This window comes from Companilactobacillus sp. HBUAS56275, from assembly GCF_036913655.1.
GTDB lineage: Bacteria > Bacillota > Bacilli > Lactobacillales > Lactobacillaceae > Companilactobacillus > Companilactobacillus pullicola.
In genome coordinates, this window is the sequence record NZ_JAYKKK010000002.1 from 500,765 (window position 1) to 517,349 (window position 16,585).

The 16,585-nt window shown below is 36.7% G+C and carries 15 protein-coding genes; 10 read left to right on the forward strand and 5 right to left on the reverse strand.

The window, feature by feature from the left end; genetic code table 11:
* Nucleotides 1–267 precede the first annotated feature (267 nt).
* The 9 genes from U8526_RS05945 (at nucleotide 268) to U8526_RS05985 (ending at nucleotide 9,855) form a co-directional block, all read left to right on the forward strand.
* On the forward strand, nucleotides 268–969 hold the full coding sequence (locus U8526_RS05945; protein ID WP_442886214.1) for an NAD-dependent protein deacylase: 702 nt from the start codon (nucleotides 268–270) through the stop codon (nucleotides 967–969).
* 48 nt (nucleotides 970–1,017) lie between these two features.
* A complete protein-coding gene (metG, locus tag U8526_RS05950) occupies nucleotides 1,018–3,036 on the forward strand; it encodes a methionine--tRNA ligase (protein WP_334341052.1) in 2,019 nt (672 codons plus the stop codon).
* Nucleotides 3,036–3,797, forward strand: a complete 762-nt coding sequence (locus U8526_RS05955; RefSeq protein ID WP_334341053.1) for a TatD family hydrolase — start codon at nucleotides 3,036–3,038, stop codon at nucleotides 3,795–3,797. The genes metG and U8526_RS05955 overlap by 1 nt, the downstream gene beginning before the upstream one ends.
* A 2-nt stretch (nucleotides 3,798–3,799) precedes the next feature.
* Nucleotides 3,800–4,375: a ribonuclease M5 gene (gene rnmV / locus U8526_RS05960; RefSeq protein WP_334341054.1), complete on the forward strand. Its 576-nt coding sequence runs from the start codon at nucleotides 3,800–3,802 to the stop codon at nucleotides 4,373–4,375.
* Nucleotides 4,362–5,240: a 16S rRNA (adenine(1518)-N(6)/adenine(1519)-N(6))-dimethyltransferase RsmA gene (gene rsmA, locus U8526_RS05965; RefSeq protein WP_334341056.1), complete on the forward strand. Its 879-nt coding sequence runs from the start codon at nucleotides 4,362–4,364 to the stop codon at nucleotides 5,238–5,240. Before rnmV ends, rsmA begins: the two co-directional genes overlap by 14 nt.
* 498 nt (nucleotides 5,241–5,738) lie before the next feature.
* On the forward strand, nucleotides 5,739–6,029 hold the full coding sequence (locus U8526_RS05970; RefSeq protein ID WP_334341058.1) for a Veg family protein: 291 nt from the start codon (nucleotides 5,739–5,741) through the stop codon (nucleotides 6,027–6,029).
* 528 nt (nucleotides 6,030–6,557) lie between these two features.
* Entirely contained in the window at nucleotides 6,558–7,400 is an 843-nt protein-coding gene (gene purR, locus U8526_RS05975) for a pur operon repressor (RefSeq protein WP_334341059.1), read from the forward strand.
* Between the two features lie 74 nt (nucleotides 7,401–7,474).
* Nucleotides 7,475–8,863, forward strand: coding sequence for a bifunctional UDP-N-acetylglucosamine diphosphorylase/glucosamine-1-phosphate N-acetyltransferase GlmU (glmU, locus tag U8526_RS05980; protein ID WP_334341061.1), 1,389 nt, complete (start codon nucleotides 7,475–7,477; stop codon nucleotides 8,861–8,863).
* Between the two features lie 14 nt (nucleotides 8,864–8,877).
* Nucleotides 8,878–9,855: a ribose-phosphate diphosphokinase gene (locus tag U8526_RS05985; protein WP_334341062.1), complete on the forward strand. Its 978-nt coding sequence runs from the start codon at nucleotides 8,878–8,880 to the stop codon at nucleotides 9,853–9,855.
* 61 nt (nucleotides 9,856–9,916) lie between these two features.
* Here the strand turns inward: U8526_RS05985 and U8526_RS05990 are convergent, their stop codons facing one another.
* The gene (locus U8526_RS05990; protein WP_334341063.1) at nucleotides 9,917–11,131 is read right to left on the reverse strand and encodes an MFS transporter; all 1,215 of its coding nucleotides are present in this window, start codon (nucleotides 11,129–11,131) and stop codon (nucleotides 9,917–9,919) included.
* Nucleotides 11,132–11,193: 62 nt separating this feature from the next.
* Here U8526_RS05990 and U8526_RS05995 point away from each other — a divergent pair, with 62 nt between their 5' ends.
* Nucleotides 11,194–11,559, forward strand: coding sequence for a MerR family transcriptional regulator (locus U8526_RS05995; protein ID WP_334341064.1), 366 nt, complete (start codon nucleotides 11,194–11,196; stop codon nucleotides 11,557–11,559).
* Nucleotides 11,560–11,631: 72 nt separating this feature from the next.
* On the opposite strand, the gene mscL is transcribed toward U8526_RS05995, so the two are convergent.
* The 4 genes from mscL to U8526_RS06015 all read right to left on the reverse strand — a co-directional run bounded on the left by mscL (nucleotide 11,632) and on the right by U8526_RS06015 (nucleotide 16,553).
* Complete coding sequence (gene mscL, locus U8526_RS06000; RefSeq protein ID WP_334341065.1) at nucleotides 11,632–12,039, reverse strand: large conductance mechanosensitive channel protein MscL; 408 nt, start codon at nucleotides 12,037–12,039, stop codon at nucleotides 11,632–11,634.
* Between the two features lie 537 nt (nucleotides 12,040–12,576).
* Complete coding sequence (locus U8526_RS06005; protein ID WP_334341066.1) at nucleotides 12,577–14,271, reverse strand: glycerol-3-phosphate dehydrogenase/oxidase; 1,695 nt, start codon at nucleotides 14,269–14,271, stop codon at nucleotides 12,577–12,579.
* Between the two features lie 135 nt (nucleotides 14,272–14,406).
* Nucleotides 14,407–15,747, reverse strand: a complete 1,341-nt coding sequence (locus U8526_RS06010) for an HD domain-containing protein (protein WP_334341067.1) — start codon at nucleotides 15,745–15,747, stop codon at nucleotides 14,407–14,409.
* Nucleotides 15,747–16,553, reverse strand: coding sequence for a lipoate--protein ligase family protein (locus tag U8526_RS06015; protein WP_334341068.1), 807 nt, complete (start codon nucleotides 16,551–16,553; stop codon nucleotides 15,747–15,749). Before U8526_RS06015 ends, U8526_RS06010 begins: the two co-directional genes overlap by 1 nt.
* Nucleotides 16,554–16,585 lie beyond the last annotated feature (32 nt).

Below are 16,585 nucleotides of genomic sequence, written 5' to 3' on the forward strand. Positions count from 1 at the left end.
GAACAAAATAATAGAAGTACTCTTTAGTCCGGAGCAAAAATTGGGAATGCGTTCAGCTATGAAATTATTGTTATCGGCTGTGCCGATTACAATAAGGCCGACTTTGGAAATCCAATATTTTGCACGGAGTGTAAAATATTTAGTTTCAAATCGTGCCCATAGCATTCCAATGCATTCCCAATTTTTGTGGAGGACGGGTAATTACTCTATAACTGAACTTGAACCAGATTCTAAATAAGATAAGAGGAGAATATTGTGCAAGATAAAATTGAAGAGTTTAAAGAATTGCTAGATAAAGCTAGTTTCGTGACTTTTCTAACCGGTGCAGGCGTTTCTGTACCGTCAGGAATTCCTGACTATCGTTCTAAAAATGGACTGTATAAACGTGAAAAATATGATTTTCCACCAGAATATATGTTGAGCCACGATAATTTAGTTGAACATCCCGATGTTTTTCACGATTTCGTAGTTCACAATATGTACTTTCCTGATGCACAACCAAATATCATCCATCAAAAAATGGCCGAGATCAGTAACCAAAAGGGTGCCATCGTAACACAAAATGTCGATAAACTTCATACAAAGGCAGGAGCCAAAAATGTGGTAGAGTTTCATGGCAATTTGTATGATAATATTCATTGCTTAACTTGTGGAAAAGAATTCAGTTATCAAGAATATTTGAAAGATTATCGACATCACGAAGACAACGGGATTATCCGTCCTGGTACGACTGTTTTGTATGGAGAGAATATTAACCCAAAGAACTTTCAAAATGCTGCCTTGGCAGTTCAAAAAGCTGATTTGTTAGTGGTAGTGGGAACCAGTTTCAAAGTCTATCCTTTTGCAGGATTACTTGGATATAGTTCTCCACAAGCTAAATTAGTGGTTATCAATAAAGAAGATTTAAATATCGATTCGTCAATTTTAGCAATTGATGATGATGCAACGAACGTTTTTTCACAAATATAAAAAAATGCTATACTTAATATCAATTTGAAAGCGGTGGAGGTTAATATATTGACTGAAGAAAGAAAAACTTTTTACATTACGACACCCATTTATTATCCATCAGGAAAATTAACAATTGGGAACTCATATACAACGATTGCAGCGGACACTTTGGCCCGTTACAAGCGTAATGAAGGCTATGACGTTTTCTTCCTAACAGGAACTGACGAACATGGTCTTAAGATCGAACAAAAAGCCGAAGAAAAGCATATGGAACCACAAGAATATGTTGATATGATGGCTAAAGGAATCAAAGAGCTTTGGAAGAAGCTTGATATCTCTAATGATAAATTTATCCGTACAACTGATGAATATCACGTTAAAGCGGTTCAAAGAATTATCGAACGTCTAATTAAACAAGGGGACATTTATTTAGGCGAATACGTTGGCTGGTACTCAGTTGACGATGAAGAGTACTTTACTGAATCACAAATGGCTGAAGTTTATCATGATGAGAATGGTAAAGTCATTGGTGGTAAGGCACCTTCAGGTCACGAAGTTCAACTTGTTAAGGAACCATGTTACTTCTTCAAGATGAGTAAATACGCTGACCGTCTATTGCAATATTACAAGGACAATCCAACCTTCATCGAACCAGAAATTCGTAAGAATGAAATGATCAACAACTTTATCAAACCAGGTCTTGAAGACTTAGCTATTTCAAGAACTACTTTCAATTGGGGTGTTAAGATTCCAAGTAATCCTGAACATGTGGTTTATGTTTGGGTCGACGCCTTGTTGAACTATATTACAGCCTTGGGTTACGAAAGTGACGACGATTCACTCTTCAAGAGATACTGGCCTGCCAATGTTCAATTCGTTGGTAAGGAAATCGTTCGTTTCCATACTATTTACTGGCCAATTATTTTGATGGCTTTAGGTGTTGAATTGCCTAAGCAAGTCTTTGGTCACGGATGGTTATTGATGAGAGACGGTAAGATGTCTAAGTCTAAGGGAAATGTCGTTTATCCAGAAATGTTAGTTTCTAGATATGGCCTAGATTCACTTCGTTACTACTTGATGCGTGCAATGCCATTCGGTAGCGATGGAACATTTACTCCTGAAGATTACATTGATAAGATCAACTACGATTTGGCTAATGATCTAGGAAACTTATTAAATAGAAGTGTTTCAATGATCAATAAATATGACGATGGTCAAGTTGTTTCCGTCGCTGCAGTGACAGATCTTGATAAGGATCTTGAAAAAGCATATGCCGAAACTTTGTCAGCTTACAGAGAACACATGGATAAATTTGAATTCCCTGACGCTTTAGCTAGTGTCTGGTCATTTATCAGTCGTGCTAATAAATATATTGATGAAACACAACCATGGGTCCTTGCTAAAGATGACAGTAAGAAAGCTGAGTTACAAGCCGTTTTAGGTCATTTAGCAGAGTCATTACGTTTGATTGCCCTATTGATCAGTCCTGTTATGACACAAGCACCAGTTAAGATGTTTGCTCAATTAGGCCTTGACTATAATAGTGACAAGTCACTCGAATTTGGCGACACAGTAGTTGGTAAGACTGTTACTGCTAAGCCAGAACCAATCTTCCCACGTTTGGATGCTGAAGAAGAAGTTAAGTACATCAAAGATAAGATGGCTGAAGAACAAGCTAAGAATGGTGCCGGTAAGTTAAGTAAGTCTGCACAAGCTAAGGCTAAAGCTCAAGAAGCTTCTGAAGATGATTTTCCTAAGGAAATTGAATTCGATGATTTCGCTAAGGTTAAGATGGTCGTAACTGAAATTCTTGATGTTAAACCAGTTCCTAAGTCAGACAAGTTACTTCAATTCAAGTTGGATGATGGTTCAGGCGTTGAACGTCAAATTCTTTCAGGAATGCATAAATTCTATCCTGATTACAAAGAATTGATTGGTAAGAAAGTCCTTGCTGTTGTTAATTTGAAGCCACGTAAGATGGTTGGTGAATGGAGTAATGGAATGTTACTATCCAGTGAAAAAGGTGACGAGGTAAAACTTGCCATTGTAGATAATTCACATAAAAATGGAGCTATTTTAGGATAATGAAAATCTTTGATACGCATACACATTTAAATGATGAAGCCTTTGCTGGTAAGACCCAACAGTTTATCGATAATGCTAAAGAATTAGACGTTGTAGAGATGGCTATCATTGGTTCTAATGAAGAATTCAATATTGAAGCCATTCGTTTAGCTCAAAACTATCAACCGCTACATGCAGTGATCGGTTGGCATCCTGAGTTTGCTAAAGAATACAATGAAGAACAATTGGTCAATCAGATCAAGTTGCCTGAAGTTGTTGGTATTGGTGAAATCGGATTGGACTATCATTGGGAAGAAGATCCTGATCCTAAGATCCAACAGAAAGTTTTGATTCAACAATTGGATGTTGCTAAGCAATACAATATGCCCGTATCGATTCACTGTCGTGATGCCTTTGATGATATGTACGAGATTTTAAAGAATCATGATATGTCTAAGTCAGGTATCATCATGCACAGTTTCAACGGGGATGTTAAGTGGCTCAACCGTTTCTTAGACTTAGGGTTATGGATTTCATATAGTGGCGTAGTTTCATTTAAAAACGCACCTGAAGTTCATGAATCAGCTAAGAATACACCCCTTGATCGTTTGTTGGTGGAGACTGACGCACCTTATCTGACACCAGAACCATATCGTGGTCATTCTAACCAACCGGCTTACACAAGATATGTCGTCGACGCAATTGCCAAGTATAAAGATATTTCCCCCGATGAAGTGGCTGAACATACCTTCAATAATGCCCATAAAGTGTATAATCTATAATCATGAAAAGAATAAAAGAAATTATAGTAGTAGAAGGTAAGTCAGATACGAACCGGTTGAAAGATTGTTTCGGTGATATTGATACTATCGAGACAACCGGTTCAGCACTCAATCAAGAGACGATTGATCGAATCAAGATTGCTCAAGAAAAACGTGGCGTGATTGTTTTTACCGACCCAGATTTCAATGGAAACAGGCTTCGAACAATTATCCAAAAAGCAGTTCCGAATGCTAAACAGGCCTTTTTACCAAGGGCCCAAGCCGTTCCCAAGAAAAGTGATGGCAGTTTAGGAATAGAACACGCCAATGATACTGATATCAAGGCCGCTTTAGCAGCTGTTTATACCAGAGTAGATAATGATTTTAAAGATTACGATCATGATGACATGGTAAACCTTGGTTTAGTTGGACAAAGTGATTCGCATTTACGTCGTGAATTCGTCGGTTCAGAACTAAAAATCGGTTATACTAATGCTAAACAATTTTTGAATCGCTTGAATATGTTTCAAATAGCACCACAAGATTTAGTCGCTGTAGTTGAAAAATTTGATAAAGGAAGTACACATGACACAAAATAGATTAAGTATCGCTGACCCTATTCGCACCAATGACATAATGCGTAAGTATAAATTACGTGCTAAGAAAAGTTTGGGTCAAAATTTTTTAACGAATGAAAAAGTTCTAGATGGAATTGTGGATGCTAGTGGTCTGAAATCAGATGAAATTGCAATTGAAATTGGACCTGGTATCGGTGCTTTAACTGAAAAGCTAGCACAAGTTGCCGAAAAAGTTTATGCTTTCGAAATTGATGAAAACTTGATTCCCGTTTTAGCAGATACGTTGCAGTATTACGATAATATCGAGGTTATCAATCAAGATATCTTGAAAGTTGATTTAGATGAATTCGTAAAGGAACATGATTTGGTAGGTAAGACGATTAAAGTCGTTGCTAACTTGCCTTATTACATCACAACACCAATCATGTTGAACTTGATCAACAGTGATTATCCTTTCCAATCATTAGTTTTGATGATGCAAAAAGAAGTAGCTGAAAGAATCACGGCCAATCCGGGGCATCGTGAATATGGTTCTTTAACTATTGCTGTGCAAACACAAATGGATGCAAAAATTGACCGTATCGTTGGTCGAAATTCATTCATCCCACGTCCAAAGGTAGATTCAGCCGTTGCGGTATTGAATCGTTTACCCAAAGAAGAAGTAGACATCAGTGATCCAGCATTTTTCAACAAAGTAGTTCGTTCAGCTTTTGCCCACAAACGTAAGAGTTTGATGAATAATATGTTGAACTGGTTAGGTCGTACTGATGATAATCGTGCAAAAATCAAAGCAGTTTTTGAAAAATGCAATATTGCTGAGAATGCTCGAGCTGAAGAAGTATCAATCGAACAATTTAAACAGATGGCAATAGAGTTTGCAAAATAGAGTATTTCTCTAGTTTTGTTGGTGATAGATGCCGTCGGTAGAAGAATTTCTGTGGACCGCTGGAACGTGGTGGACGCGACTTGAAGCTAATAATTTTACACTTTGTGCAAAATTATGGATCTCCAAGCTCGGTTTTTTGACTAAACGATGAATCGTTAAGTCAAATCTCACCACTGAAGGTCCACAGAAATTCTTCTACCGACTAAATTCCATTTTTTATTGTTTACGAAAGATATAGAAATTAAATAGCAGTATCTATTCAGAGTTCAATGTTCACTAAAGATAAGTGAGTATTAAACCATTCTGAATAGAACTGCTATTTTTGTTATAAATATTTAGAATAATAAATAGAGGGCGAATCGCGCCCATAGCGTTCCAACAGCATTTCCAATTTTTGTGGAGGACGGCATCCAAAATAATTTTATGCCAAGTGAATATTTTTCTTGAAAAAAACAATAAAACGTGGTAAAATTTCACTCCTAAGGAGTGATTATTATAATGCCAACATCATTGAAGACAATTAAGAGTCGTTTGGATTCACACTTAGGTGAGAATTTGACCATTGTCGCACAAGCAGGTCGTAAGAAAGTAATCCGCCGTCGCGGAACTTTATCAGAAACATTCCATTCAGTTTTTGTAGTAGATTTGGATCAAAATGAAAATTCTTTTGAAAGAGTTTCATATAGTTACGCAGATCTACTAACAAAATCAATTGACATTCATTTTGATAATGAAGAAGAAGCAACTGAGACTGATTCTGACTCAGAGACTGAGGCAGAAGCTGAATAATAAGAATTCATTAGTTGGATAGTTGAATAGAGTAAATTCAACTTCCAAAGCCAAAAGCTAATAGGTCATGGTAATCAGATTTGATTATCGTGACCTATTTTTTTAACTAATTCTTTATTTAGAACGTCGTTACATATGTGATAGAATTATTTGTTTGATTCAAAAATATTGTCGAGACGAAAAATGGCTAGATTATATTTTTGGAGATAAGAAATCGAAGTGTTGTTTAGTCCGGAGCAAAAATTGGGAATGCGTTCAGCTATGAGATTATTGTTATCGGCTTTGCCGATTACAATAAGGCGGACTTTTGAAATCCATTATTTTGCACGAAGTGTAAAATAATGGATTTCAAAATCGCACCCATAGCGTTCCAACAGCATTCCCAATTTTTGCGGAGGACGGCAAGTAATTTTTATACAAAAATTTATAAAGTTTGTGGAATGATACAGGATACATCCAAAAAAACATGAATTGTTCATTGTTTTGCTTTATAATCTTGTAGTGAGATATGTTTTAGGAGAAAAAAAGATGAAAACACGAAGAAGCGAACGTTTAATTGATATGACTCGCTATTTACTTGAACGAGCACATACGCTAATTTCTTTAGCATTTTTTGCCGATCGTTACGAATCAGCTAAGTCATCAATATCTGAGGATTTAGGAATTTTAAGAAGAACATTTATGATCAGAGGGATTGGTGTTCTAGAAACATTGCCCGGTGCTGGTGGCGGTGTGATCTTTACACCTGGAATTTCTAAGAAAGAAGCAACTGAATTTGTCGAGGAAACATCTAAAAAATTAGTTGAACCCAACCGTATTTTGCCGGGGGGATATTTGTATTTAACTGATTTATTGGCTGATCCTGAATTATTGAGAAATGTTGGTCGAATGATCGCTACTCAATATTCACAAAGCTCAATTGATGTCGTTATGACGGTGGCTACTAAGGGTATACCAATTGCCCAAAGTGTCGCTAATTTCTTGAATATTCCATTTGTGATCGTTCGTCGCGATTCAAAGATCACAGAAGGATCCACGATTAGTGTCAACTATGCATCAGGTTCATCTGATCGAGTTGAAAAAATGGAATTGTCCAAACGCAGTTTGAAAGAAGGATCACGTGTATTAGTAGTTGATGACTTCATGAAAGGCGGCGGGACCATCAATGGCTTGCGCAGTTTGATTTCTGAATTCAATGCTATTTTTGTTGGGGCAACTGTTTTTGCAGAAAATATTAACATCAATAGTCAATTTGGTGATTCAGATGTAACTTCAATTTTTAAAGTTACAAAAATTGATACCAAGAATCGAGTTTTAAATGTGGAACCGGGAAATTATTTAGCAAATACCGATTTCAGTTATTTTGAATAAATTCTTGATTGAGCAGTTCTATATAATAATGCTATTATATATAAGGATATTTGAATGACTGAAGGGAGTTTCTGATGTCGAATCGTTATGTAATAATTCTTGCTGCCGGTAAAGGTACAAGAATGAAGTCGAGATTATACAAAGTATTGCATCCTGTTGCTGGTAGAGCAATGGTTGATCATGTTTTAACACAAGTTGAAAAGATCGAACCAGACTTGATTGAAACTGTTATTGGAAATGGTGCCGATAAAGTTAGAGATCTACTTGGTGACAGAACTAACTATGCTTTGCAAGAGGAACAATTGGGAACAGCAAATGCTGTAATGCAAGCTGAAAAAGATCTAGGTAATAAAGAGGGAATAACTCTGATAGTTAATGGTGATACACCATTGTTTACTGCCGAGACTTTTGAAAATTTGTTAGATTATCATGAAAAAGAAGAAGCAGCCGTTACAATTTTGACAGCGCATGCTGATAATCCATTTGGTTACGGTCGTATTGTCCGTGATAATGGTGGCAACGTTGAAAAAATTGTTGAACAAAAAGATGCTTCAAGAAGTGAACAAGAAATACAAGAAATTAATACTGGTGTATTATGTTTTGACAATAAATTGTTGTTTGAAAACTTACATAAAGTTAACAACGATAACGCTCAAGGCGAATATTACTTACCTGATGTAATTTCATTGCTTAAAGAACAAGGTGAAAAAGTTTCAGCTTATGAAATGGCTGACTTAAGCGAATCACTAGGTGTTAATGATCGTGTTGCCTTGTCACAAGCTGAAAAACTTATGCAAAGAAGAATCAACGAAGCTCATATGCGTGATGGCGTTACAATCGTTGATCCTGATAATACATATATCGACATTGATGTAGAAATTGGTAACGATACTGTTATTGAACCAAACGTAAAGATTTTTGGTAAAACAACTATCGGATCTGAATGTGTTATTGGCTCTGGATCAAGAATTTCTGATTCAGAGATTCAAGATAATGTTGAAGTAATCAGTTCTACAATCGAAAGTGCCATTATGCATAAAGGTAGCAATGTTGGACCTAACTCACATTTAAGACCTAAAGCTGAAATTGGACGCGATGTCCACATTGGCAATTTCTGTGAAGTTAAAAATGCTAAAATTGGTGACAGAACTAAAGTTGGTCATTTAACATATGTTGGTGACGCAACTCTAGGTACTGATATCAACGTTGGCTGTGGAGTTGTCTTTGTTAACTACGATGGTGTTAAGAAGTGGCACAGTGATATTGGTGACCATTCATTTATTGGAAGCAATTCAAATATTATTGCTCCAGTAGAAATGGCTGATCACTCATTTATTGCTGCCGGTTCAACTATTACTAAAGACATTCCAAAGCATGCAATGGCTATTGCACGTGAAAGACAAACCAATAAAGAAGATTTTTGGGAAAGATTACCACTATCAAAAAGTGAAGATTGGAAATAAGGGTGAATAAATTAATGTCATGTCAAAATAATGAACAACCAATGAAAATTTTTGCATTGAATTCTAACAAGCCTTTAGCAGAAAAAATTGCTAAGGTTGTAGGAATACCACTAGGAAAGTCATCAGTTACACGTTTTAGTGATGGCGAAATCCAAATTAACATTGAAGAAAGTATCCGTGGTTCAGAAGTTTTCTTGATTCAATCAACTTCAGCACCAGTTAATGACAACTTGATGGAATTATTGATCATGGTTGATGCACTAAGACGTGCTTCAGCTAGTGTTATCAATGTTGTTATGCCTTACTATGGTTATGCAAGACAAGATCGTAAGTCACGTTCACGTGAACCTATTACAGCTAAATTAGTTGCTAATATGTTGGAACGTGCTGGTGTTGACCGTGTCCTTGCACTTGACCTTCATGCTGCACAAATCCAAGGATTCTTTGATATTCCAGTAGATCACTTGATGGGTGCTCCATTATTGGCTGACTACTTCCTATCAAATCATCTAGAAGAAGATGCCGTTGTTGTTTCACCCGATCATGGTGGTGTAACACGTGCCAGAAAACTAGCTGAATTCTTGAAGACACCAATCGCTATTATCGATAAACGTAGACCTCGTGCTAATGTTGCCGAAGTTATGAACATTATTGGTAATGTTAAAGGCAAACGTGCCATCATTATTGATGATATGATCGATACTGCCGGTACAATTTCACTAGCATCTCAAGCACTTATTGATGCCGGTGCTACTGAAGTTTATGCTTGCTGTACACATCCAATTCTTTCTGGTCCAGCTATCGAAAGAATTGAAGCATCACCAATCAAGACTTTGGTTGTTACAGATTCAATCAATCTTCCTAAGGAAAAAGTTATTGACAAGATGGTTCAAGTTTCAGTTGGACCACTTATCGGTGAAGCAATTCAACGTGTCCACGAAAATGAACCTGTCAGTCCATTATTCAATACACGTTTCAAGAATAAGAAATAAAGTTAAAATAAAAGAACCCAATAACTCGATTTGAGTTATTGGGTTTTTTATTTTTAAATTTTTAGTCCAATTCCTTGTTTAGTGTTTCTGATGGTAAGACTATATTAGAATTTTTTCTTTTATGTCCATGAATTAATAAGTACCAAATCAATCCGACTATCACCATGGCACCCATTGATCCAAAGAGTCCACGGTAACCCATGAATGGTTCGACTATTCCTAATGCGTAAGGACCGACACCTAAACTTAAATCAAAAAGGATGAAATAGGTTGCTGTAGCTTGAGAGAGTCGTTCAATCGGAACGCTTCTGGCAGCGACAGTTTGACAAGTTGACTGAAAGTTTCCAAAACCTAAACCAATTAAGAAAGCGGAAAGTAACATCATCCAACCTGAATTAGTGATTGCTAGTAAGCATAGGCCTAACATATTGATAATAGCAGAAGGGACAATGATAGCATTTTCTCCAAATCGATCAATAGCCTTACCAGTGAAAGGGCGAGAAATTAGAATGGCAAAGGCATAAATTAAAAAGAAAATTGAGGAATAAGTTGCTAAATGTAATTCAGTAGAATAAAAACTTAAATATGCCTGAATAGCAGCATATCCTAATCCTACAATAAAAATTGTGCTGGCAATCGGCAATGCCTTGGGTTCGATAAAATTTTGAATCGATATTTTGGGATGTTTTTCAGTAAAGTGAAAAGCAATCTTTTGACCATTAACTAGTAAGCAAAAAAGTAGTGCTAGAACTGCTAAAATAGTTTCCATGATAAACATGGCACTGAAGCCGAAAGTCTGTTCTATTAATAGTCCTGCAAATGGACCTATAGCAGTTGCTAAAATGGTACTTAAACTGAAATAGCCAATGCCTTCGCCGGTCCGGGCCTTGGGGAATAAAAGAACAACGGCAGTATTAGTCACAGTACTAATAAGTCCAATTGCAACTCCCTGAATAAGTCGAACAAGAATTAAGAAAAAAACTGATCCTGCCAACTGATATAATAAAGTAGCAGGAACAAGTAGGATTGTACCTGCAACCATCAGTTGTTTGTTACTGAAGATGTGGGTTAAATAACCGCTGGAAAACCGTGAGATAAGGATACCAATTACGGTGATTCCAACAATCAATCCTGAAATACTAGTTGGTGCTTGAAACTGATTTACGGAATATAAACCGATAGTTACCATAAGACTGTAATATCCAGTCATTACAAAGAAATTAGTTAGTGCTAATAGCCAAAAGTCACGACTAAAAAGTGAATTGTTTGTATTCAATATATTATGTCCTCCATTTTCTGAAAACAACAGAACCTATCTTACATAATGGAGTTGAGTCCATGTCAAATAAAAAATTATATTCAATAGGAGAATTTTCACAAATTACAGGAATAAGCCCAGATACAATCAGATTTTATGAGAAGAAACAACTTATTCATCCACATCACGGGCCTAGAAGATTACGATTGTATACCCCTGAACAGGTAAAACATGTTGCTTTGTTATTACGTTTAAAGGCAGCTGGCTTTACATTGGATGAAATATACGTGTATACAACTTATCGTGGACAGGGTTCAGAGACCATCCCAACTCGCTTGCGATTAATGAATGAGAAGATTGTAACATTACAAAAGAAACAAGAAGATATTACTGCTAGCATTAAATATCTAAAAGAAAAAATTGATTTTTTGGAGAATCAAAAATAGAAACTTATTGAGTATATATAAAATAAAAAAGCCCCGGCATGCCGGGGCTTTACTAAATTGGATAATTTTCGTCTAGTATCTGTTATTGTTATTTCTTTGTTGATATCTCAATAGGTCACGGATTTGTTGCAAGTATTCAGTTTGTGGGTCAGGTATTTCCTCACCATTTTTATCAAACTTACTACGTGAACCGTCACGACGCATTTTATTCATCATTTTAACAATTACGAAAACAACGAACATAATGATCAAGAAATTGATTAAAGCATTGATGAAGTCACCAATTAGGAAGTTTGCTCCTAAAACTTGGAACTTCATATCTGATAAATCAATTTGTCCAATAATGAGACCGATTAGCGGATTTAAAATGTAGGTAGTTAGCGCTGATACCAAGCTATTGAAAGCAGCACCAACGATAACACCGACGGCTAAGTCAACAACACTACCACGGGAAATAAACTCTTGGAATTCCTTAAACATTTTCGCCAAATCTCCTTCATTGATTTTACCTTTTTCAAAGTACAAGACTCACTCTACTATATTTTGGAAAAAATGAAAGAGGCGACATAGATATTTAGCTAAAATTTAATGGAATTATCATGTTTGATGTTAACTAAGGTGGTGAAAGATGCCCGTCGGTAGTAGAAAATCTGTGGGCCGCTGGAACGTGGTGGATACGGCTTGAAGCTAATAATTTTGCACTTCGCACAAAATCATGGATCTCCAAGTCCGGTCTTCTGGTAACCTTGCTTCGCAAGCTAACCAGAATTTCACCACTTAGGGCCCACAGATTTTCTACTACCAACTGTGTTTCCGGTTTTATTATTGGATGAATTGCAGTGTTTGAATAGTTTATCCAGACAATAGAATAAATTAAGAAAGGAAATCTAACTATATAGATATGCTTGAGTCTCTCGTTAGAATGCTACTATCGCTATCTAATATATTAAGAAATACCTACACATTAAAAATAACGGTATTACTTAGAATTAACTCTGAATAATACCGTTATTAATTTTACTTGTTAATATATTGTGCATACTTTTTCTTAATATCTCTTAAATCGGTAAGGGCTAACTTGGCGTCGACTTCATCGGTCATTGCCTGTTTTGTGTCGTCGTCCCAACCGTAATATTTAGCCATGCATTCAATAACAGGTGTTTTGATTGAACGCATGTGTTTCATGTCGAATAACATTTGACTGCTACGACGTAAGAGATAGTCGATGGGGTGTTCAACCATTTCGTGTTCCAGGCCGTAAGTTAGCATTGCCCAGTCAATTCTAGGCAATCTGGTCTTAGTTTTGGTTTCAGGTAGTAGTTGATAAATATCATTGACGTTTGAACCATAACGTTGAACTAATTTTTCGGCCTGATTGCGAGTTAGATCATGATTAGTAACACCTTCATGAACGGCTTTATCGAAGAAATCCATCCAATGTTCTTCTCCACCAACGTCTCCACCGCCAAGAGTGAGATTCTTGGTCTGTGCTGGTTGAAAATCATAATTAGTTTCAACTGATAATTGTTCGGCTACACGATCGACGATTTTTTCAGCCATTTTACGATAGCCAGTTAATTTACCACCAGCAATTGATAATAGATCACTATCAGATTGGAAAATTTCATCTTTACGAGAAATCTCTGAAGGTGATTTGCCTTCTTCCTGAATTAAAGGTCTAACTCCGGACCAACCAGCTTCAACGTCGTCAGGTGTTAGGTACTGAGGTAAGTCGAACATTTGATTTGCGGCAGCTAAGATATAGGTAACATCAGTTGCTGTAATATCTGGTTCCTTAGGATCTTTTGTCCAAGTAGTGTCAGTTGTACCAATGTAAGTTTTGCCTTCACGTGGAATGGCAAACATCATGCGATGATCGTGAAATGGTGTATCAAAATAAATTGAATTGGAAATAGGGAATTTATCATGATCGATGACTAGATGTACGCCTTTGGTTAAATGAAGGTGCTTGCCTTTATTGGAATCGTCCATTTGTCTGATTTCGTCGACCCAAGGACCAGCAGCGTTGATGACTTTTTTAGCATGAATTTCACCAATATCGCCTGTGATTTGATCTTCGTAAGTTACACCACAGACACGTTTATTGTCGTTGTAGAGTAAACTAGTAACTTTGACGTAGTTGGCAATCTTAGCACCTAAGTCATTAGCTTTTTTCAAAACTTCTAAAGTTAGACGAGCGTCATCGGTTCGATATTCTACATAGACCCCAGCGCCTTTAAGATTTTCTGATTTCAAGTAAGGTTCACGTTCCATAGCGTCACGAGGTTTTAACATGTATTTGCGTTCAGAGTATTTAACCTCTGCTAAACGATCATAAACGTCCAAAGCAGCAGCGGTTGTGAATGGACCAAAAGTTCCGCCTTCATAGAAGGGCAACATCATCTTTAGTGGTGTCGTAATTTGTGGAGCATTGTTATAAACAATGGCACGTTCACTGCCGACTTCATGGACTTCTTTAATGGCCACTTGCTTCAAATATCTCAAACCGCCATGAACTAATTTAGTCGAACGACTAGAAGTTCCGGAAGCAAAGTCACGCATTTCTAACAAACCAGTTTGAATGTGTCGACTTTGAGCATCTAGAGCAATACCGCTACCAGTAATACCACCACCGATAACGAGAAGATCTAGTTCATTAGCTTGCATATCTTGTAGATTGTTGGTTCTTGTATTATTTGAAAATTCCTTCATGGTACCCTCCAATCGTTTGACAATGATCATTAATTTAAAATAATCATAATCTCACTAAATAAGAATTGCACGAGTGAATCGAATAGTTAATACATTTATTTTAATTAAATTTTGGGGAATTTGAAAGCGCTACGACTAAATAATCTTGTCATTGTGAATGTGTTTTTGGAATTCTTCATATTCAGCACTGAAGATATCGTCATTGTGTTCTAATAACATTGATTTAGGGAAGTAGAAACGTTCGTCACCAGAAATCTTACCGGTTAGAGCATTGACTAGGCGACTGATTGTTGACAATTCGATCAATGAACCGTCATTTTGCATGATCTCAATTTGAGTTCGACTCTTATTAGAATTAGGGTTGTAGACATCGTATGGCAAGTCATAACTAGTATTAGTAGCTGTGTAGTATTTCTTTTGGAAACCAACACTTTCGACAATATCAGCTATTTCTGGCAACAGATGTTTAGTCTTTTTGTCATACTTGGCTGATTTAAATGGTTTACGAGCTAGGAATCGGTAAGATAGATCTTTGAGTATTTCATCAGGATAGCTTTGCCAAAGTGTGAAGTAGGTGTTAAGAATGCCGTCATCCAAAAGTAGATAGTCGTCGATGTTGACTTTGTTTTCAAAGAATGGGATCAACAGACTAGGCATTTCAAAGCCGTTCATGTGGTTATGTTCGTATAAATCTTTAGCACGTTGTAGGAGTTTTGTTAAGACTACTTCCATTCCTCGAGAAACAGGATGGAAATAAACTTGTTGATACATTTGAAAACGGCTAAGAACATAGTCTTCAACTGCATGCATCCCATCGTAATCGAAAGCAATTCCATTCTTATAAGGACGCATTACTCTCAAGATTCTCGTTAAATCGAACATCCCATATTTAGTACCTGTGAAATAAGCGTCACGAAGGAGATAATCCATACGGTCAGCGTCAATTTGACTAGAGATCATCTGCACAACTTGGGGATTGGGATAAGTGTGAGAAATGACACTAGCGACTTTTTCAGGGAAATCGTCGGAAACTTGTCTTAAAACCTGATTGATCTCAGTTTCGGGTGATGTGATGATCTTTCTAGTCCACATTTCGTGGTCGGTATCGAAGATGTGTTCAAAAGTGTGTGAATATGGTCCATGTCCAACATCATGCAAAAGGGCGGCACATAAAGCGACGATTCGTTCGTTATCATCCCAAAGACCGTCACCAGGGGTTTTACTGGAATAGTTTCTTTGAAAATTATCACAGATTTGACGAGTTATTTCGTAGACACCAATGCAGTGACCAAAACGAGAATGCTCAGCACCGTGGAAAGTGAAGGAAGCCGTTCCCAATTGTTTAACACGACGAAGTCTTTGGAATTCTTTAGTGTTGATTAGATCTAAAATGACTTTATGTTGAACATGAATATAGTTGTGAATTGGATCACGGAAAACTTTTTCTCGTGGTAACATTTCGATATTATATGACATTATTTTTCCCCCAATATTTGTTGATTACGTTTAATTAGATCTTTTAAAGTTGTATTGTAAGCTTCGCGATAGGGCAAAGAGTTTTGGATGATAAAGAATTCCTTCTTGTCGATCGTATACTTTTTTGCCAAAGTCGCGATGATTTGTTGTTTAGCTTGCTCGATAGAAAGCTCACGTCCTAATAAGACGTCTAGATTTTCCATTGAACGGATATCAATTTGTGGATAACCAGGTTTGAATGGATAATTGCTGACTTCATAAAAATCTTTCATCAGCTGACTGCGATTTTTTTGGTCTCCATTGACGCTAATATAGGCCATAATGGCAACGGCGTTACCTGATCGTCTCTGGGAGATCCCAGCAAATTTCTTTTGATCAATACTGAGGTCATAAGTTCCAGGACAATAGGAGGTACTGATTTCGCCAGTTTCTATTTTGGAAGAGAAGCTTTCTTTGAGAACGGTAAACATTTTCTCGTAAGCGTCGTCGATCAACAAGTTATCTTTGTCTGGTAAAAAGATAGAAAAGTTGAGAATACCGGCATCGGTAACGACTCCCAATCCTCCCGAGTTGCGAAGGTAGAAAAGATAGTCTTTTTCTGATAACATTTCTAAGCCAGCTGATAAATTATTGAGACGTTTATCCTGCATTCCCAAAATAACGGTTGGTGGGGTAACCCAAAAGTGGATTACGGGTTGATTATTTGCGGAAACAAATTTTAAAATAGCTCCAGTATCTGAAAAAGGAACGAGCAGATCTTTGCTAGAGCTTATTTTTTGGTCGTATAATATAATAGTATTGTTCACTTAATCACTTCTTTTAATTAATTAATATAATT

Coding starts and splice junctions, on each gene's coding strand:
- U8526_RS05955 (WP_334341053.1), top strand. CDS start 3,036: ATGAAAATCTTTGATACGCATACACATTTAAATGATGAAGCCTTTGCT.
- rnmV (WP_334341054.1), top strand. CDS start 3,800: ATGAAAAGAATAAAAGAAATTATAGTAGTAGAAGGTAAGTCAGATACG.
- rsmA (WP_334341056.1), top strand. CDS start 4,362: ATGACACAAAATAGATTAAGTATCGCTGACCCTATTCGCACCAATGAC.
- U8526_RS05970 (WP_334341058.1), top strand. CDS start 5,739: ATGCCAACATCATTGAAGACAATTAAGAGTCGTTTGGATTCACACTTA.
- purR (WP_334341059.1), top strand. CDS start 6,558: ATGAAAACACGAAGAAGCGAACGTTTAATTGATATGACTCGCTATTTA.
- glmU (WP_334341061.1), top strand. CDS start 7,475: ATGTCGAATCGTTATGTAATAATTCTTGCTGCCGGTAAAGGTACAAGA.
- U8526_RS05985 (WP_334341062.1), top strand. CDS start 8,878: ATGTCATGTCAAAATAATGAACAACCAATGAAAATTTTTGCATTGAAT.
- U8526_RS05995 (WP_334341064.1), top strand. CDS start 11,194: ATGTCAAATAAAAAATTATATTCAATAGGAGAATTTTCACAAATTACA.
- mscL (WP_334341065.1), bottom strand. CDS start 12,039: ATGTTTAAGGAATTCCAAGAGTTTATTTCCCGTGGTAGTGTTGTTGAC.
- U8526_RS06005 (WP_334341066.1), bottom strand. CDS start 14,271: ATGAAGGAATTTTCAAATAATACAAGAACCAACAATCTACAAGATATG.
- U8526_RS06010 (WP_334341067.1), bottom strand. CDS start 15,747: ATGTCATATAATATCGAAATGTTACCACGAGAAAAAGTTTTCCGTGAT.